The organism is Pseudomonas sp. MF6767 (genome assembly GCF_016405475.1).
Lineage (GTDB): Bacteria > Pseudomonadota > Gammaproteobacteria > Pseudomonadales > Pseudomonadaceae > Aquipseudomonas > Aquipseudomonas paracarnis.
In genome coordinates, this window is sequence record NZ_JAEKCY010000011.1 from 133636 (window position 1) to 152346 (window position 18711).

Sequence of the window (18711 nt, forward strand, 5' to 3'; positions counted from 1 at the left end):
TTCCCCCAGCCTGGGCCGCCATTACCTCGGTCTACCTGCATTTCGATGAATAGGGCCTGAAAGGATCGCGCATGTTTGAAAACTTGACTGACCGTCTCTCGCAGACGCTGCGCCACGTTACCGGCAAGGCCAAGCTGACCGAGGACAATATTAAAGACACCCTGCGTGAAGTGCGCATGGCGTTGCTGGAAGCCGACGTGGCTTTGCCGGTGGTGAAGGACTTCGTCAACTCGGTCAAGGAGCGTGCGGTCGGCACCGAAGTGTCCCGCAGCCTGACCCCGGGCCAGGCCTTTGTGAAGATCGTCCAGGCCGAACTCGAAAGCCTGATGGGCGCGGCCAACGAAGACCTGAACCTCAGTGCCGTGCCGCCAGCCGTCGTGCTGATGGCGGGTCTGCAAGGTGCGGGTAAAACCACCACCGCCGGCAAACTGGCGCGCTTCCTCAAAGAGCGCAAGAAGAAATCCGTGATGGTGGTATCGGCCGACGTGTACCGTCCGGCGGCCATCAAGCAGTTGGAAATGCTCGCGGGCGAAGTGGGCGTGACCTTCTTCCCGTCCGACCTGAGCCAGAAGCCGGTCGACATCGCCAACGCGGCTATTAAAGAAGCCAAGCTCAAGTTCATCGACGTGGTTATCGTCGATACCGCCGGTCGCCTGCACATCGACGAAGAGATGATGGGCGAGATCAAGGCGCTGCATGCCGCGATCAACCCGGTCGAGACCCTGTTCGTGGTCGACGCCATGACCGGCCAGGATGCGGCCAACACCGCCAAGGCTTTTGGTGACGCACTGCCGCTGACCGGCGTGATCCTCACCAAGGTCGACGGCGACGCCCGTGGCGGTGCCGCGCTGTCGGTACGTGCCATTACTGGCAAGCCGATCAAGTTCATCGGCATGGGCGAGAAGAGCGAAGCGCTCGAGCCGTTCCACCCTGAGCGTATCGCCTCGCGCATCCTCGGCATGGGTGACGTGCTCAGCCTGATCGAGCAGGCCGAAGCCACGCTCGACAAGGACAAGGCCGACAAACTGGCCAAGAAGCTGAAGAAGGGCAAGGGCTTCGATCTCGAAGACTTCCGCGACCAGCTGCAACAGATGAAGAACATGGGCGGCCTCGGCGGCCTGATGGACAAGCTGCCCAACATCGGCGGTGTGAACCTGGCGCAAATGGGCAACGCCCAGGGCGCGGCAGAGAAACAGTTCAAGCAGATGGAAGCCATCATCAATTCCATGACCCCGGCCGAGCGCCGCGACCCTGAGCTGATCAGCGGTTCGCGCAAGCGCCGGATCGCCATGGGTTCCGGCACCCAGGTGCAGGACATCGGTCGCTTGATCAAGCAGCACAAGCAGATGCAGAAGATGATGAAGAAATTCTCCGCCAAGGGCGGTATGGCCAAGATGATGCGCGGCATGGGCGGTATGTTGCCCGGCGGCGGCATGCCTAAAATGTAAAGTATTCGAGCGCAAGCCTTGCTTGCGCTCCGCCCCACAAGGATGTGGGATCTCCAGCAAACCCGCCGTTGGCGGGCGCTGACTCGCCGTTTTAACCGACGGCTCTATAGCAGATCTGAATGGCACGCTGATAGGCGCCAGAAAAAGACATTTGCAAAAGTCCGGATATTCCTTAGAATATGCGGCCTTTCGGGCACCTATGCCCGCTGTGCATTTAGATTTGCAGCACCGACTACAGGAACGATGTTCACATGCTAACAATCCGTCTTGCCCTTGGCGGCTCCAAAAAGCGCCCGTTTTACCACTTGACCGTAACCGACAGCCGCAACCCGCGTGACGGTTCGCACAAGGAACAGGTTGGTTTCTTCAACCCTGTTGCTCGTGGTCAAGAAGTTCGTCTGTCCGTGAACCAAGAGCGCGTAGCCTACTGGCTGAGCGTTGGCGCACAGCCATCCGAGCGCGTTGCAAAACTGTTGAAGGACTCGGCTAAGGCCGCAGCCTGAGCAATATGAACGCGACGCCAGCTGTTGCTGATGATTTGATCGTTATCGGCAAGATTTACTCTGTTCATGGCGTTCGCGGCGAAGTGAAGGTGTATTCCTTTACGGATCCGACTGAAAACCTGTTGCAGTACAAAACCTGGACGCTCAAGCGCGAGGGTAGTGTGAAGCAGGTTGAGCTGGTCAGTGGACGCGGGAGCGACAAGTTCCTGGTCGCAAAGCTCAAGGGTCTTGATGATCGTGAAGAAGCTCGTCTTCTGGCCGGTTATGAGATCTGCGTGCCGCGCAACCTGTTCCCTGAATTGACCGACGGCGAGTACTACTGGTACCAGCTGGAAGGTCTGAAGGTTATTGATCAACTCGGGCAATTGCTGGGGAAAATCGATCATCTTCTGGAAACCGGCGCCAATGATGTAATGGTGGTCAAGCCTTGCGCTGGCAGCCTGGATGATCGCGAACGCCTATTGCCCTATACCGAGCAATGCGTGTTGGCCGTCGACCTGGCCGCGGGCGAGATGAAGGTGGAATGGGACGCGGACTTCTAAGCGTGACTAATTTGCGCATTGAAGTGATCAGTTTGTTTCCCGAGATGTTTTCCGCCATCAGCGAGTACGGCATCACCAGTCGGGCGGTGAAACAGGGGCTGTTGCAGCTCACCTGTTGGAACCCGCGAGACTACACGACGGATCGACATCACACTGTGGACGATCGCCCATTTGGCGGTGGCCCGGGCATGGTGATGAAGATCAAGCCCCTGGAAGACGCGTTGGTTCAGGCCAAGGCAGCCGCCGGGGAGAAGGCGAAGGTAATTTACCTGTCCCCTCAAGGCCGTCAGCTGAAACAGGCGGCGGTACGCGAACTGGCGAATGAGGAAAGTTTGATCCTGATTGCCGGTCGCTATGAAGGCATTGACGAGCGTTTTATTGAAGCTCATGTCGATGAAGAGTGGTCGATTGGGGACTATGTCCTGTCTGGCGGCGAGCTGCCGGCGATGGTCCTGATAGATGCGGTTACACGACTGCTGCCCGGAGCTTTAGGGCATGCGGACTCCGCGGAGGAAGATTCCTTCACGGATGGTTTGCTGGATTGCCCGCACTACACCCGTCCGGAGGTGTATGTGGATCAGCGTGTTCCCGACGTATTGCTAAGTGGCAATCACGCACACATCCGGCGTTGGCGTTTACAGCAGTCCCTTGGTCGGACCTATGAACGACGCGCCGATCTTCTGGAAAGCCGCTCGCTTTCTGGAGAAGAGAAGAAGCTGCTCGAGGAATACATCCTCGCGCGGGACGATAGTTAACAACGTATCGATGGTAGGTCCATTGACTTACCTTAGGAGCACAGCATGACTAACAAAATCATCCTTGCACTCGAAGCAGAGCAGATGACCAAAGAGATCCCTACCTTTGCCCCGGGCGACACCATTGTCGTTCAGGTGAAAGTGAAGGAAGGCGACCGTTCGCGTCTGCAAGCGTTCGAAGGCGTGGTAATCGCCAAGCGTAACCGTGGTGTGAACAGTGCTTTCACTGTTCGTAAAATCTCTAACGGTGTTGGCGTAGAGCGTACTTTCCAGACCTACAGCCCGCAAATCGACAGCATGGCCGTCAAGCGTCGCGGTGACGTACGTAAAGCCAAGCTGTACTACCTGCGTGACCTGTCCGGTAAAGCAGCTCGCATCAAGGAAAAACTGGCTTAAGTCCAGCTTCCCGATGCAGAAAAAAGCAGCCTACGGGCTGCTTTTTTGTGCCTGAAATTTGCCTATACGCCGGTATTGACCCATGACCACCCGCCTCGAAGAAATCCAACGCCGTACCGACCTGTCCGTCACTCACGTGACCAAGGCCGTGTTCCCGCCCACCACCAACCACCACAACACCCTGTTCGGCGGCACCGCCCTGGCATGGATGGACGAAGTGTCGTTCATCACCGCCACGCGTTTCTGTCGCTTGCCTTTGGTGACGGTCTCCACCGACCGTATCGACTTCAACCACGCGATCCCGGCCGGCTCTATCGTTGAGCTGATCGGTCGGGTGATCAAGGTCGGCAACACCAGCCTCAAGGTCGAGGTTGAAGTGTTCGTCGAGAGCATGAGCGCTGATGGCCGTGAAAAGGCGATCCAGGGCGTGTTCAGCTTCGTCGCGATTGACGCAGATAAACGCCCTGTCCCGGTACTGCCTGGCTTTGTTGACTGACTACTCGGTGGTGCTGGCCTGCGGTTGAATGACCGCCAGCAAGGTCCAGCCCGCTACAGGCTTCAAATTGCTCTCGGGCGAGACCACATGCACCCAGCCGCTGGTGTCCCGGGCAAACAGCAAGGTAGCCCGCTCGCCGTGCAACGCCTGGTACTGCTCCCAGCCAAAGCCGTCGGTGAGGTTGGTGCTATACAGTTCGGCGCCCTGGCCCAACAGGCTGGCCAGTTTGGTGTAGCTCAAAGGTTGGCTGCCCAGCAAATGGCCACGGTGTTCATGGCTGGCCTTGTGCTTGTCGGTGCGACGGTTTTCCTGGCTGCTGGCCAGGGCGAACAGGCGATGGCCGAAGTCATGGCGAAAACGCATGGTGGCCAAGGCATTCAGTTCGCCAGAAGGCGAGAGCGCGAGCAGATGTCCCAGGCCGACCAGGTCCAGATGGGACTCGGCATGCTGGGAAGCCGGGTTGCCGAAGTACGTAGGCAAGCCTTCCATACGACTGGCGCGGATGTTTTCCCAGCTGGAATCCGTCAGTAACACGCGGCTGCCCAATTGCTGCAACGCTTTACCGAGTGCCCGCGCCGGGCCGTTCGCACCCACGATCAGGAAGCCGCTGGGCGCCGGCTCGGCGACTTTCAGCAGGCGGGCCAAGGGGCGTGCCGTGGCGCTTTGCAGCACCACGGTGCCGATGATCACCGCGAAGGTCAGCGGAACGAGCAACAACGCGCCTTCGTGGCCAGCCTCATCCAGACGGATCGCAAAGATCGCTGACACCGCCGCCGCCACAATGCCCCGTGGGGCGATCCAGGCCAGCAGTGCGCGCTCGCGCCAGTTCAACCCCGAGCCAAAGGTCGAAAGCGCCACGTTCAACGGGCGTGCAATGAATTGGATGATCAACAGCAGGATCAACACGAACGGGCCCAGGGCGATCATGGCGTTCAGGTCCAGGCGTGCCGCCAGCAGGATAAACAGCCCGGAAATCAGCAACACACTGAGGTTTTCCTTGAAGTGCAGGATGTGCCGTACATCCACGCCCTTCATATTCGCCATCCACATGCCCATCAGCGTGACCGCCAGCAGGCCGGACTCATGCATCACTTGGTTGGAGGCAATGAAGATGCCCAGCACGCCCGCCAGTGTCGCCAGGTTGTGCAGGTATTCCGGCAACCACTGGCGGCGCATGATCTGCCCCAGTACCCAGCCACCGGCGATGCCGAACAGGCTGCCGCAGAGGATGACGCCGCCGAAGGTCAGCAGGCTGTGGCTCAAACCATCGCCCGACGCACTGGCGATGATGAAGCTATACACCACTACCGCCAGCAGTGCGCCAATCGGGTCGATGACGATGCCTTCCCAGCGCAGGATATTGGCGATGGAGGCTTTGGGGCGTACCACGCGCAGCATGGGCACGATCACCGTCGGGCCGGTCACCAGAGTCAGCGTGCCGAACAGCAGCGCGAGCATCCAGTCAAAACCCAGCAGCCAGTGGGTGGCCAGGGTGATCACCGCCCAGGTCGAGAGGGCGCCGACGGTGACCAGTCGGTGGACGACGCTGCCGATTTCCTTCCATTCCGACAGGTGCAGGGTCAGGCTGCCCTCAAACAGGATCAGCGCCACTGCCAACGACACCAACGGCATCAACAGAGGGCCGAACATTTCTTGCGGGTCGAGCCATCCGAGTATCGGCCCTGCCAGAATCCCGCTCAGCAGAAGAAACAGAATCGCCGGCAGTTTCAGGCGCCAGGCCAGCCACTGGCAGCCGAGTGCGGCCACGCCAATGCCGCCAAAAGCCAACAAAATCTGTTGTTCGTTCATTAAAGCTTCCTGTTCCTTGAAATAGCGGGCTATGAAAGACTAATGGCTCTTGTCACAGTTCCTTAAATAATACGCGTATTGCCTTGTGCTAAGTCGCTTGAGTGCCCATGCCTGCCATTGACCATCCCCTGATCGACCGCTTCCTCGACGCCCTCTGGTTGGAAAAAGGCCTGTCGGACAACACACGCCAGGCGTACCGCAGCGACCTGGCGCTGTTCAACGGCTGGCTGCAGGAGAAAAACCTCGAACTGATCAATGCCGGGCGCGAGTTGATCCTCGATCACCTGGCCTGGCGCCTGGAGCAGAACTACAAACCGCGCTCCACTGCGCGATTCCTCTCCGGCGTGCGTGGCTTTTATCGCTACCTGCTGCGGGAAAAACTCATTGCCGTCGACCCGACCCTGCAAATCGACATGCCGCAACTCGGCAGGCCGTTGCCCAAATCCTTGTCTGAAGCCGACGTCGATGCCTTGCTCGCGGCCCCGGACCTGAGCGAAGCCATCGGCCAGCGCGACCGTGCCATGCTGGAGGTGCTGTATGCCTGCGGCCTGCGCGTCACCGAACTGATCAGCCTGACCCTGGAACAGGTCAACCTGCGTCAGGGCGTGTTGCGCGTGATGGGCAAGGGCAGCAAGGAGCGGCTGGTGCCCATGGGTGAGGAGGCGATTGTGTGGGTCGAGCGCTACATGCGCGATGCGCGCCACGAACTGCTGGGTGGGCGCCCCAGCGACGTGCTGTTCCCCAGCCAGCGCGGCGAGCAGATGACCCGCCAGACCTTCTGGCACCGCATCAAGCACCAGGCCAAGGTGGCCGGGATCGGCAAAGCGCTGTCACCCCACACCTTGCGCCATGCGTTCGCCACCCATTTGCTCAACCACGGTGCGGATTTGCGCGTGGTGCAAATGCTGCTTGGGCACAGCGACTTATCCACAACCCAGATCTACACCCATGTGGCACGCGCACGTTTGCAGGACATGCACGCCAAGCACCACCCGCGCGGATAAAACCGTCAGAAATGGCCCATTTTAGCTGTCGCGGTCTGCCCTCCCGCCCAACTGTGGTAGGCTTTGCCGGTTCGCAAAGGGGACGGCACCCGTTGTGTTCCAGATCAGTATTCTGCTCCCGTCCCTGCCTCTGCCTTCAGGAGTTCCCATGCGCTTGACCCAGATTATTGCCGCCGCAGCCATTGCGTTGGTTTCCACCTTTGCGGTCGCCGATGATGCGGCCGAGCAAACCATTCGCAAGAGCCTGGCCAACCTGGCGCTCGACACGCCTATCGAAAGCATCAGCGCCAGCCCCATGGCCGGCCTGTATGAAGTCAAGCTCAAGGGCAGCCGTGTGCTGTACGCCAGCGCCGATGGCCAGTACATCGTGCAGGGCTACCTGTTCCAGCTCAAGGACGGCAAGCCGGTCAACCTGACCGAGAAGGCCGAGCGCCTGGGCGTGTCGAAGCTGATCAACGGTATCCCGGTGGCGGAAACCGTGGTGTACCCCGCCATTGGCGAGACCAAGACCCACATCACCGTGTTCACCGACACCACGTGCCCGTACTGCCACAAGCTGCACGCTGAAATCCCGGCACTGAACAAGTTGGGCGTGGAAGTGCGCTACGTCGCCTTCCCGCGCCAGGGCCTGGGTTCGCCGGGTGACGAGCAGTTGCAGGCGGTGTGGTGCTCGGCCGACAAGAAAGCGGCCATGGACAAGATGGTCGACGGCAAGGAAATCAAATCGGCCAAATGCGCCAACCCGGTTTCCAAGCAGTTCGCCCTGGGCCAGTCCATTGGTGTGAACGGTACACCGGCCATCGTTTTGGCCGACGGCCAGGTGATTCCGGGCTACCAGCCGGCGCCGCAAGTTGCCAAACTGGCACTGGGTGCCAAGTAAGCATTTATCGTTGAGCCTTTGACGATCATGGCCCGCCGAACCGTCGGCGAGTCATTAATTGAGAGCCGCAGTTGTGCGGCTGTTTTCACGGCCGACCTAGCGTCGGCCGTTTCATGGGGAGTTCTTCAGTGAAACCGGTCAAAGTAGGCATCTGTGGGTTAGGGACCGTCGGTGGCGGTACCTTCAACGTACTTCAGCGTAACGCTGAAGAAATTTCCCGCCGCGCAGGTCGCGGGATTGAAGTGGCGCAGATTGCCACGCGTTCGCCAAAGCCTCAGTTCGAAACGACCGGTATTGCGATTACCAACGATGTGTTCGCCGTAGCCACCAACCCTGAGATCGATATCGTTATCGAGCTGGTAGGCGGCTACACCGTGGCCCGCGAGCTGGTGCTCAAGGCCATCGAGAACGGCAAGCACGTGGTCACCGCCAACAAGGCGCTGATCGCCGTGCACGGCAACGAGATCTTCGCCAAGGCCCGCGAGAAGGGCGTGATCGTAGCGTTCGAAGCCGCGGTGGCCGGTGGTATCCCGGTGATCAAGGCGATCCGTGAAGGCCTGTCCGCCAACCGCATCAACTGGGTAGCCGGCATCATCAACGGCACCGGTAACTTCATCCTCACTGAAATGCGCGAGAAGGGCCGTACCTTCGAAGACGTGCTGGCCGAAGCCCAGGCCCTGGGTTACGCCGAAGCCGACCCGACGTTCGACGTGGAAGGCATCGACGCCGCCCACAAGCTGACCATCCTGGCCTCCATCGCCTTTGGTATCCCGCTGCAGTTCGACAAGGCCTACACCGAAGGCATCACCAAGCTGACCACCGCCGACGTCAACTACGCCGAAGCCCTGGGCTACCGTATCAAGCACCTGGGCGTGGCGCGCAGCACCCCGGCGGGCATCGAGTTGCGGGTTCACCCGACGCTGATCCCGGCCGACCGCCTGATCGCCAACGTCAATGGTGTGATGAACGCGGTGATGGTCAACGGCGACGCCGCCGGTTCTACCTTGTTCTACGGCGCCGGTGCCGGCATGGAGCCGACCGCGTCGTCGGTGATCGCCGACTTGGTGGACGTGGTTCGCGCCATGACCAGCGACCCGGAAAATCGCGTGCCGCACCTGGCCTTTCAGCCGGACTCGCTGTCGGCCCACCCGATCCTGCCGATCGAAGCCTGCGAAAGTGCCTACTACCTGCGCATCCAGGCCCAGGACCATCCAGGCGTGTTGGCCCAGGTAGCCAGCATCCTGTCGGAGCGCGGTATCAACATCGAGTCGATCATGCAGAAGGAAGTCGAGGAGCAAAACGGCCAGGTGCCGATGATCCTGCTGACCCACCGCGTGCTCGAACAGCACATCAACGATGCCATCCATGCCCTCGAAGCCCTGCAAGGCGTGGTCGGCCCGGTGGTGCGCATTCGCGTCGAGCACTTGAACTAACCGATTTGTTCCAGGGGCCCCGTCCATTCGGCGGCCCCTGTTCGAGAATGTTTTAGAGGAGCCAGTCATGCGTTACATCAGCACCCGCGGCCAGGCACCGGCCCTGAATTTCGAAGACGTTCTGCTGGCAGGCCTTGCCACCGACGGCGGCCTGTATGTGCCGGAAAACCTGCCACGCTTCACCCAGGAAGAAATCGCCTCCTGGGCCGGCCTGCCGTATCACGAGCTGGCTTTCCGAGTGATGCGCCCGTTCGTGACCGGCAGCATTCCGGATGCGGACTTCAAGAAGATTCTGGAAGAAACCTATGGCGTGTTTTCCCACAACGCCATCGCGCCCCTGCGCCAACTGAACGGCAATGAGTGGGTACTGGAGTTGTTCCACGGCCCGACCCTGGCGTTCAAGGACTTCGCCCTGCAACTGCTCGGTCGCCTGCTCGACTACGTGCTGGAAAAACGTGGCGAGCGCGTGGTGATCATCGGTGCTACCTCCGGCGATACCGGCTCGGCGGCCATCGAAGGGTGCAAGCACTGCGAAAACGTCGACATCTTCATCCTGCACCCGCACAAGCGCGTGTCGGAAGTGCAACGTCGGCAGATGACCACCATCTTTGGTGAGAACATTCATAACATCGCCATCGAAGGCAACTTCGATGACTGCCAGGAAATGGTCAAGAACAGCTTCGCTGACCAGAGCTTCCTCAAGGGTACGCGCCTGGTGGCGGTCAACTCGATCAACTGGGCGCGGATCATGGCCCAGATCGTCTACTACTTCCACGCATCCCTGCAGTTGGGCGGCCCGGCGCGTTCGGTGTCGTTCTCGGTGCCTACCGGCAACTTCGGCGACATTTTTGCCGGTTACCTGGCGCGCAACATGGGCCTGCCGATCAACCAGTTGATCGTCGCCACCAACCGCAACGACATCCTGCATCGCTTCATGAGCGGCAACCAGTATGTGAAGGAAACCCTGCACGCCACGCTGTCGCCGTCCATGGACATCATGGTGTCGTCGAACTTCGAGCGCCTGCTGTTCGACATGCACGGTCGTAACGGCGCAGCCCTGGCCGAGTTGATGAACAGCTTCAAGCAAGGTGGCGGTTTCAGCGTCGAGCAAGAGCGCTGGACCGAAACCCGCAAGCTGTTCGATTCCCTGGCCGTGGACGATGCGCAGACCTGCGAAACCATCGCGCAGGTCTATGCCGAGACCGGCGAAGTGCTCGACCCGCACACGGCTATCGGCGTGAAAGCCGCCCGCGAATGCCGCCGCAGCCTGGATATTCCAATGGTGATCCTCGGTACCGCGCACCCGGTCAAGTTCCCGGAAGCGGTCGAGAAAGCCGGCATTGGCAAGGCGCTGGAACTGCCGGAGCATTTGACCGACCTGTTCGAGCGCGAAGAGCGCTGCACCGTGTTGGCCAATGACCTGAAGGCGGTGCAGGCGTTTGTCAGCCAGCACGGTAACCGCGGCAAGCCGCTCTAATCAAGAATGGGGTAGCGGGTTTGTGTGGGAGCTGGCTTGCCTGCGATGCAGGCGCCTCGGTACGACTGAATACCGAGGCGTCTGCATCGCGGGCAAGCCCGGCTCCCACATTCAGCTAACTCACCCGCTGACCATGAGGCGGATATCAGGCTGCTACAGGTATGCATTCAGCTTTTTTGCAGTCGGCCAAGCCCGTCCTCGTGACGGGCTTTTTCATTCTGGCGAGCCATACTTGCCCAGTCGCCCAATCAAGGAAACCCAACCGGTGCAGGTTTTGATCCAATGGACGTTGAAGCTGGTGTGCCTGTTGTGGCTCATCCAGGTGCCCATGAGCCTGGCCGCCGTCAGCCTGCCGTTCAAACTGGTGCCGGCGTTTATCCCGCTTGAACCTATGCCGCTGGCGCCGACGGAGCAGCAGTGGTTGGCGGCGCATCGGACACTCAAAGTGGGCATCTCGATAGATGACTACCAGCCGATCGATATCACCCGCGACCGCAATCGCTACCAGGGCATCAGCGCCGATTATTTGAGCCTGGTTGGCGCGCGGCTGGGTGTGCCCATGCAAGTGCTGGGCTTTTCCGAGCGCGCCCAGGCGGTTGAAGCCCTGCGCAACGGCACCATCGACATTCTCACCAGTGCCAATGGTTACGAGCGTGACGTACCCGGCCTGCAATTCACCCCGGACTACATGCCCGACCGCTCGGTGGTGGTGCTGCGTCGCGACGATACCCAAGGCGACGATCTGGCCGGCAAGAAGCTGGTGTTGCTCGACGGCTACGCCAACGTGCAGAAGGTGCACGCGGCGTATCCCGACAGCCACATCATGCTCGCCCCCAACCTCTACAGCGGCCTCGAAGCCTTGAAGCAAGGTGACGTCGATGCGTTTATCGGCAACGAAGTGATTGTGCGCGCCTATAAATCGCTGCGGCCTTACCTGGGGTTGCAGATCAAGGAGCAGAGCCGGCTGGCGCCCATCGGTTTTGCCTTCGCCACCCGCCAGGCAGATCCGTTGTTGGGGGCCATGATGAATCGCGCGCTGGCGAGCCTCGACGAGTCGGTGCAGCGCGAAATTCTCGCGCGCTGGACCACCGGGCTCGGCGTCGGTATCAGTGGTGAGCGCATTGCGTTGTCGGCGTCGGAACAGGCCTGGGTGCGCGAGCATCCCCATGTCGTGGTGGTGGCCCAGCAGATGTCTCCGTACATATTCAAGGATAAGGATGGCCACTGGGTTGGCTTGAATGTGGATTTGTTGCATCGCATCACGCGCATGACCGGTTTGCAATTTATCTTTGAAGAGGTGCACTCCACCGCGCAAACCCTGGAATGGCTGGAAACAGGCAGGGCGCAGATGAACACGACCCTGGCCGTTAACCGCGAGCGCAGCACAGTGCTCAACTTCAGCCATGGGTATGGCGGGTCCGGCTGGGTGTTTGTCGAGCGTGCCGATGCCGCGCCGCTCACCGGCTTGAAGCAGTTGGACGGCAAGGTGCTGGCGCTGCCGGCACGTCATGTATTGGAAAATGATATTCGCCATGCGCATCCGAACATCACGTTGCGCCTGGTGGACAATTACAACCAGGCCCGTGAGCTGGTACGACGGGGCGAGGCGGCCGCTACCATTCAAACTGAAGTGGAAGTGCAGAGTTACCCGGAAGATGGCCTGCGTATCGGACGCAGTGTCGATGGCAAGTGGTCGTCCAACTGCCTGTCGGTGCGCAAGGACCAGCCTGAGCTGCTGAGCATTCTGAACAAGGCCCTGGAGGCGCTGCCGGTGGCTGAGTTGAGTGCCTTGCGCTTGCGTTGGATCGGTGCCGTGGCGATTCCTCTGCCGGCCTGGCAACGGGTACCGGCATGGGCCTATTGGACGGTGGCCACGGCGCTGCTGTTTGTGTTGGTGTCGCTGGTGTGGAACAGCCGGCTCAAGCGCCAGATTCACCAACGGCTGGAGGCCGAGCAACGGCTCAATGACCAGTTGGCGTTCAAGCGCGCACTGCTCGACGGCATGCCCAACCCGCTGTTCGTCCGCGACCTGGACGGGCGCCTGGTGACCTGCAATAAAAGTTATGAACAGCAATTGGCGACCCGGCTGGAGCTGATCCAGGGCCTGACGCTGATGGAGAGCAAGGTCGTGCCCGACGCCACAGCGGCGCGGCTGCACGAAGGCCACATGGAGCAATTGGCCACGCAGCAGCCGTTGTTTGTCGACCGGCAATTGGAGCTCAACGGCGGCAGTTATCACGTCTACCAGTGGACCGTGCCTTTTTTTGATGCCCAGGGCCGTCTGCAGGGATTGTTGGGCGGTTGGATCGATATCAACGAACGCAAAGACCTGGAGCGCCAGTTGATGGACGCTCGCCAGGCCGCCGACGAAGCGAACTACGCCAAAAGTGCATTTCTCTCGGCCTTGAGCCACGAGATTCGCACCCCCATGACTGCCATCATTGGCTTGCTCGAACTGGAGCAAGAGCGTTGTCTGGCAAGCGGCCAGCCGGTTTCCGAGGCGCTGCAGGTGGCCCATCGTTCGGCGCGCGAGCTGATTGCGCTGATGGGCGACAGCCTGGACTTGGCCAAGATCGAAGCCGGCCACCTGCAACTGGCGCCACAGACCACTGAGTTGAAGCGCTTTTTCGAGGGTATCCAGAGCCTGTTCGAAGCCACGGCGCAAAAGAAAGGCCTGCATCTGACCCTGGCGTTTGATCCGGCTGCTCAGGGTTATTACTGGTTCGACCCGCTGCGGTTACGCCAGGTGATGCACAACCTGTTGGGCAATGCGCTCAAGTTTACCGAGCGGGGCGGGGTTCACCTCAGCGTGACCTGCCAACGGGATGAGACCGATAGCGAATACCTGCACCTGTGCGTCAAGGACAGCGGCCCAGGCATCAGCGCCGAGCAACAGCCGCGGGTGTTCAAGCCGTTTACCCAAGTGAGCGCCCTGACCGCTGCGCAACACGGCGGCACCGGTCTGGGCCTGAGTATCTGCAAGCAACTGGTGGAATTGATGGGCGGGAGCATTCACCTCGACAGCGTGGTGGGCGAGGGGACGGTGGTGTGCATTGACCTGCGCTTGGACCGGGTCAGCACCGATGATGTGCCGGCAACGCCCACCGCGACGTTGTCACCGACGGGGCGTAGCCTGTCGGTACTGGTGGTGGATGATTTGGCGGCCAACCGCCTGGTGCTGGCGCAGCAGTTGCAGTTCCTCGGTCATCAAGTGGTCGCTCTGGAGTCGGCCGAGGCCGCGTTGCAATGCTGGCGTGAGCAGCGTTTTGACGTGTTGGTCACCGATTGCCAGATGCCCGGCATGTCCGGTTATGCCTTGAGTGCGGCGATACGGCGCCTCGAAGCCGAGGAGCAACGGCCTCGTAGCGCGCTGGTGGGTTGCACCGCGAACGCCATGAAAGATGAACAACGCCGCTGCGAGGACGCCGGTATGGATGAGCTGCTGGTCAAGCCGGTGACCCTGGAACACTGGACCCAAGTGCTGGCCCGCGTGGCGCCCCAGCGTTCGTTCGATATCCAGGCCCTGCGCACCATGACCCAGGCCGATGGCCCGGTGCTGCAAAGCATGTTGCAGGAACTGGCCAAGAGCCTGGACCACGAACACGAGGTATTGGCGGGAGCCCTGGCCGAGCGCGACGTGGCACGCTTGAATGCATCGCTGCACCGGCTCAAGGGCATTTGCTCGCTGGTGGACGCACTGCCACTGGCCAAGGCCTGTGTCGCCCTTGAGCAATGCGCCCGAGAGCAGCGCGGCGCCGAGCTTGAAGAACCCTGGTTGCGCTTGTCCGAGGTGCTCAAGGCGTTTCGTCGCGACCTGCAACCCTATCTGGATGCCTGACACCTTAATGCCGATCAGCTAAGCGAACGCAATGCTCAAGGCAACGACGATCAAATGTGGGAGCTGGCTTGCCTGCGATAGCGGTAGTGCAGTAACAGATGTAGTGACTGACACACCGCCTTCGCAGGCAAGCCCCACAGGAGATCTGCGCTTGACCGACAAGGCTTGCCCCTCCCACATTTAAGCAAGCTTTTAGGACACGTCCTATGGGGTACACCACAGCATGTGGCTACTGTGCAGCACTTTCCCTGTACCGACATCCCTACCCATGCGATCCCTGAACGTCCTGATCCTCGAAGACAACCCGTTTCAACTGATGGCTCTGCACCAGATGCTCAATGCCAACGGCGTGTTCAATGTACGGGCCGCGGAAACGGTCGAAACCGCCCGCCAGTCTCTGGACAGCAAAGGCCCGGTGGATATCGCCATCTGCGATTTGTACCTGGAGCAGGGCGATGGCCTGGAATTGATCCGCGAGTTGGCGGAACGCCGCCTGGCCCAAGTATTGATCCTGCTCAGCAACGCCGAGCCCGACGTGCTGGAAGGTGTGGCGAACATGGCCTGCCAATTGGGGCTCAAGGTCTTGGCGTGTTTGCCCAAGCCGGCTTCGGCCAAGTTGATCGGGCAACTACTGAGCGATTGCCAGGTTCATTTTCGCCCGGGGCCACCGGTGCTGTCCTGGGAGCGCGTGCGCCAACTGTTGGGCTTGAGCGAGCGAGAACAACTGCCGCCCTCGGCGGACGTCAGTCAGGCGACTATCGCAGCCTGTGGCAGGGTCTGGTACCAGCCCATCGTCAGTCAGGCCGGTGTGTTGCAAGGGGTGGAGGCGCTGGCGCGTTGGCAGTTGCCGGACGGTGAGCTGTTGCTGCCTGACGAGTTTCTGCCGGTACTGGAGTTTGCCGGCATGGAAGAGGCGTTTACCTGGCACGTGCTGGAGCAGGCGCTTGGCCTGGCGAACCAGGTGATGGGCGAAAGCGGCCAGGTGCTGCCAGTGGCCGTGAACATCCCCGGGCGCATGCTGGAGCGCGAGCACTTTCCCCAGGTGCTGCAAGGTCTGCTGCAGTTGCACGGTGTACCCGCCCATAGCCTGACGCTGGAGCTGGTGGAAACCTCGACCTTGAAAACCGACAGCGCCCATGTCACCGGCTTGCTGCGCTTGCGCATGTTGGGTTGCCAGTTGTCCATCGGCGACTTCGGCACGGGCGGCACCAGCCTGCAGCATTTGCTGGAACTGCCTTTTACCGAGCTGAAAATTCCCCCGGCGTTTGCCTGCGGGATGGCCAATGATGACCGCAAGGCCGCTGTGGTGGCGGGCGCCATGAGCATGGCAGCGCGCCTGGACGTTGCCGTGGTGGTCACCGGCGTGGAAACCGCCGCCGACTATCACGCTGTGGGCGAACTGGGCGCGGCGTGGCTGCAAGGCTGCTTTATCGCCCGGCCGATGGACGCCGCGGCGCTCAAGCAATGGATCGCGTTCCAGGCTAGGCCAGCCCGTGTTCCTGCACGTAAATAAACAGGGCTGCATCGTTGGCCAGCCCCAGCTTGCGCATGGCGCTGACTTTTTGCGCGCTGACGGTTTGCTTGCTGCGATGCAGGTGCGCGGCGATCTCGCCCACCGTCATGCCACTGGCCAACAGGCGAATCACCTCCAGTTCCCGGGGTGACAGGTGCTCCTGGGAATGCAGGCGATCAGCGCCGACTTCCCCGGCCAGGCTCAGCGCCTGGCGGATGGTCTGGGCCACATAGGTGCGTTGTTGGCGCACCTGGCGGATCGCCTGGGGCAGCTCATCGGCCAGGCTGGCCTTGCTCAGCAGGCCCATCACACCCAATGCCAGGATGGAATGAAACAACCCGGCATTGTTGAGCATGGTCACCACCACAATGGGCAGGTGCGGATAGTGCCGGCGCAGTTGCTCGATCAAGCGCAGCCCGTCGGCCTGGGGCTCGACGGGCATCATGAAGTCGGTCACCACCACATCGCAGGCACAGTGTTGCAACAACGCACTGAGGGCCTGGGGGGAATTGGCCTCGCCGACGATGCTGATGTGCGGGTCACGTTCGAGCACGGCGCGCAGGCCAATCAGGAAAATCGGGTGATCGTCGGCAATCACGATACGCAAGGGCGGTTCAGACGCAGCTCTCAAGGCAGGCTCCCGGGACAATCCAGGGATTCTAGCCTGTGCGCCGTTGTTTTTTCTCTGTCATCTTTTCCGTGCATGCTCGTTTTCCTCAAGCAGTGGATTACACAAAAGGTAGAACTTTCTGCTTTGAGCACGGGTCACTTGAATGTCAGCCTCTTCGTGACATTTTTGTTTTTCGAACCTTTTTCGAATGATTGAGTGGTGATCGAGATGGAAAGTATCAACCTATTGCTCAGCCAAGCACTGAGCCCTTATCAGGTTACGCTGACCTCTGCCGGTATGCGCGACGACTGCCTGGTAACCGTGAAGAACCCCGGTGGCGCCATCGTGGTTGAACGTGAAGTCGATCGTGCGCAATTGAGCGACAAGCGCGCGCTGGTGGATGTGGTGGATTGCCTGCTCCGCGACCTGAAAATCGCCGAAGGGCGCCTGGAACCTTCAGTCATCGCTGCCTTGCGCAACGCCTCCCAAACCCGTGGCGGCGCACTGGCATGAAACATTATTTTTCTTCGGAACCTTCCTACAAGGTGGTCAGTCAGAGTTTGTAACAGCAAGAGCAGGCATTGTGCTCCGGTGTTTGTCGCTTGCTGTGCGGGTCTTTTTGTAGACCACGTTTAACCCCGAGTTGTCTCCCCACTGCTCGGGGTTTCTTTTTGCCTGGGATTTGTCAGATCGCGCCATCCTCGCGCAGGCGAGTGATAGCCGCCGCGTCGTAGCCCAGGGCATTGAGCACCAGGCTGTTGTGTTCACCCAGTTGCGGGCCGACCCATTCGCAACTGCCCGGTGTGTCCGAGAGCTTGGGCACGATGCCGGGCATCTTGAAATCCTTGCCGCCCGGCAACTGCGCCTTGAGGAACATTTCCCGGGCCAGGAATTGCGGGTCGCCCAGCATGTCTTCGGCGCTGTAGATGCGGCTGGCGGGTACCTCGGCTTTATTCAGATGTTCAATCACCTGGTCGAGCGACAGCGAATTGACCCAGCGATCAATCACGCCGTACAGCTCGTCGCGGCGAGCGTCACGCCCGTCATTGCTGGCCAGTGCAGGGTCGTTCGCCAGGTCGTCACGGCCGATCACCCGCATGAAGCGCTTGAAGATCGCATCGCCATTGGCGCCGATCTGCACATGCTTGCCGTCTGCGGTGGTGTGGATCGAGGACGGGGTGATGCCAGGCATGATGTTGCCGGTGCGCTCACGGATAAACCCGAACACATCGAACTCGGGGATCATGCTTTCCATCATGGCGAAGATGGCTTCATACAGCGCCACATCCACCACTTGGCCCAGGCCGCCGTTGACTTCGCGGTGACGCAGCGCCATCAGCGCGCCGATCACTGCCCACAACGCGGCAATCGAGTCGCCGATGGAGATACCGGTGCGCACGGGCGGGCGGTCCTCGAAGCCGGTGATATAGCGCAAGCCGCCCATGGACTCGCCCACCGCGCCAAACCCCGGCTGGTCCTTCATCGGGCCCGTCTGGCCGAAGCCCGAGAGGCGCACCATCACCAACTTGGGGTTGAGGGCGTGCAGGGTTTCCCAGCTCAGGCCGAGTTTCTCCAGCACGCCTGGGCGGAAGTTTTCGATCAGGATGTCGGCGTCGGCCAACAGTTGCTTGAGGATCGCCAGCCCCTCAGGGTGCTTGAGGTTGAGGGTCAGCGACTGCTTGTTGCGCGCCTGCACGAACCACCACAGCGAAGTGCCTTCATACAGCTTGCGCCATTTGCGCAGCGGGTCGCCGCCGTCCGGGGATTCGACCTTGATCACCTCGGCGCCGAATTCGGCGCAGATGCGCGAGGCAAACGGGCCGGCGATCAAGGTGCCCAGTTCGATGACTTTCAGGCCGGCAAGTGGTTTGGCAGTGAGCGACATGGGGATCCTTACAAGCGCGGGACGATGATGTACTGCTTTTTAACATAGGCGAGCCGCGCGGATGCAGCGCAGTATTCGTTCAATGCCCTCGCCATCGGTTAGACTGGCCGCCTTTCCTTGTC

Annotated in this window: 16 protein-coding genes; 13 read left to right on the forward strand and 3 right to left on the reverse strand. The window is 60.6% G+C overall.

Annotated features, from left to right (window positions below; translation table 11 throughout):
* The first annotated feature begins 71 nt into the window (after positions 1–71).
* The 6 genes from ffh to JFT58_RS18485 all read left to right on the forward strand — a co-directional run bounded on the left by ffh (position 72) and on the right by JFT58_RS18485 (position 4140).
* On the forward strand, positions 72–1448 hold the full coding sequence (gene ffh, locus JFT58_RS18460; RefSeq protein ID WP_003193965.1) for a signal recognition particle protein: 1377 nt from the start codon (positions 72–74) through the stop codon (positions 1446–1448).
* Between the two features lie 251 nt (positions 1449–1699).
* On the forward strand, positions 1700–1951 hold the full coding sequence (rpsP, locus tag JFT58_RS18465) for a 30S ribosomal protein S16 (protein ID WP_003175899.1): 252 nt from the start codon (positions 1700–1702) through the stop codon (positions 1949–1951).
* A gap of 5 nt (positions 1952–1956) precedes the next feature.
* The gene (gene rimM / locus JFT58_RS18470; RefSeq protein ID WP_003175898.1) at positions 1957–2493 is read left to right on the forward strand and encodes a ribosome maturation factor RimM; all 537 of its coding nucleotides are present in this window, start codon (positions 1957–1959) and stop codon (positions 2491–2493) included.
* Positions 2475–3248: a tRNA (guanosine(37)-N1)-methyltransferase TrmD gene (trmD, locus tag JFT58_RS18475; protein ID WP_169918755.1), complete on the forward strand. Its 774-nt coding sequence runs from the start codon at positions 2475–2477 to the stop codon at positions 3246–3248. The genes rimM and trmD overlap by 19 nt, the downstream gene beginning before the upstream one ends.
* 45 nt (positions 3249–3293) lie before the next feature.
* Positions 3294–3644 carry a 50S ribosomal protein L19 gene (gene rplS, locus JFT58_RS18480; protein WP_003175895.1) on the forward strand — a complete coding sequence of 117 codons (351 nt, stop codon included), beginning with the start codon at positions 3294–3296 and terminating at the stop codon, positions 3642–3644.
* 82 nt (positions 3645–3726) lie between these two features.
* Positions 3727–4140 carry an acyl-CoA thioesterase gene (locus JFT58_RS18485; protein ID WP_003193963.1) on the forward strand — a complete coding sequence of 138 codons (414 nt, stop codon included), beginning with the start codon at positions 3727–3729 and terminating at the stop codon, positions 4138–4140.
* Here JFT58_RS18485 and JFT58_RS18490 read toward each other — a convergent pair whose 3' ends face one another.
* On the reverse strand, positions 4141–5949 hold the full coding sequence (locus JFT58_RS18490) for a cation:proton antiporter (RefSeq protein ID WP_034128639.1): 1809 nt from the start codon (positions 5947–5949) through the stop codon (positions 4141–4143). It lies immediately after the preceding gene.
* A gap of 107 nt (positions 5950–6056) precedes the next feature.
* Between JFT58_RS18490 and xerD the strand changes: the two genes are divergently transcribed.
* From xerD to JFT58_RS18520, 6 genes are all read left to right on the forward strand, one after another.
* Positions 6057–6953: a site-specific tyrosine recombinase XerD gene (xerD, locus tag JFT58_RS18495; RefSeq protein ID WP_020301360.1), complete on the forward strand. Its 897-nt coding sequence runs from the start codon at positions 6057–6059 to the stop codon at positions 6951–6953.
* A 148-nt stretch (positions 6954–7101) separates the two neighbouring features.
* Positions 7102–7833: a thioredoxin fold domain-containing protein gene (locus JFT58_RS18500; RefSeq protein WP_005791088.1), complete on the forward strand. Its 732-nt coding sequence runs from the start codon at positions 7102–7104 to the stop codon at positions 7831–7833.
* 128 nt (positions 7834–7961) lie between these two features.
* Entirely contained in the window at positions 7962–9266 is a 1305-nt protein-coding gene (locus JFT58_RS18505) for a homoserine dehydrogenase (protein WP_003193959.1), read from the forward strand.
* Positions 9267–9333: 67 nt separating this feature from the next.
* Positions 9334–10743 carry a threonine synthase gene (gene thrC, locus JFT58_RS18510; protein WP_003193958.1) on the forward strand — a complete coding sequence of 470 codons (1410 nt, stop codon included), beginning with the start codon at positions 9334–9336 and terminating at the stop codon, positions 10741–10743.
* 265 nt (positions 10744–11008) lie between these two features.
* Positions 11009–14581 (forward strand): transporter substrate-binding domain-containing protein, encoded by a 3573-nt coding sequence (locus JFT58_RS18515; protein ID WP_054897675.1) that lies wholly within the window; start codon positions 11009–11011, stop codon positions 14579–14581.
* Between the two features lie 268 nt (positions 14582–14849).
* Positions 14850–16094, forward strand: coding sequence for an EAL domain-containing response regulator (locus tag JFT58_RS18520; protein ID WP_054897674.1), 1245 nt, complete (start codon positions 14850–14852; stop codon positions 16092–16094).
* On the opposite strand, the gene JFT58_RS18525 is transcribed toward JFT58_RS18520, so the two are convergent.
* Entirely contained in the window at positions 16063–16725 is a 663-nt protein-coding gene (locus JFT58_RS18525) for a response regulator transcription factor (protein WP_034128635.1), read from the reverse strand. The genes JFT58_RS18520 and JFT58_RS18525 overlap by 32 nt on opposite strands.
* A 207-nt stretch (positions 16726–16932) precedes the next feature.
* Here JFT58_RS18525 and JFT58_RS18530 point away from each other — a divergent pair, with 207 nt between their 5' ends.
* Positions 16933–17217 (forward strand): DUF3509 domain-containing protein, encoded by a 285-nt coding sequence (locus JFT58_RS18530; protein WP_020301357.1) that lies wholly within the window; start codon positions 16933–16935, stop codon positions 17215–17217.
* 172 nt (positions 17218–17389) lie between these two features.
* Here JFT58_RS18530 and JFT58_RS18535 read toward each other — a convergent pair whose 3' ends face one another.
* A complete protein-coding gene (locus JFT58_RS18535; protein ID WP_020301356.1) occupies positions 17390–18589 on the reverse strand; it encodes a CaiB/BaiF CoA transferase family protein in 1200 nt (399 codons plus the stop codon).
* Positions 18590–18711: the final 122 nt, after the last annotated feature.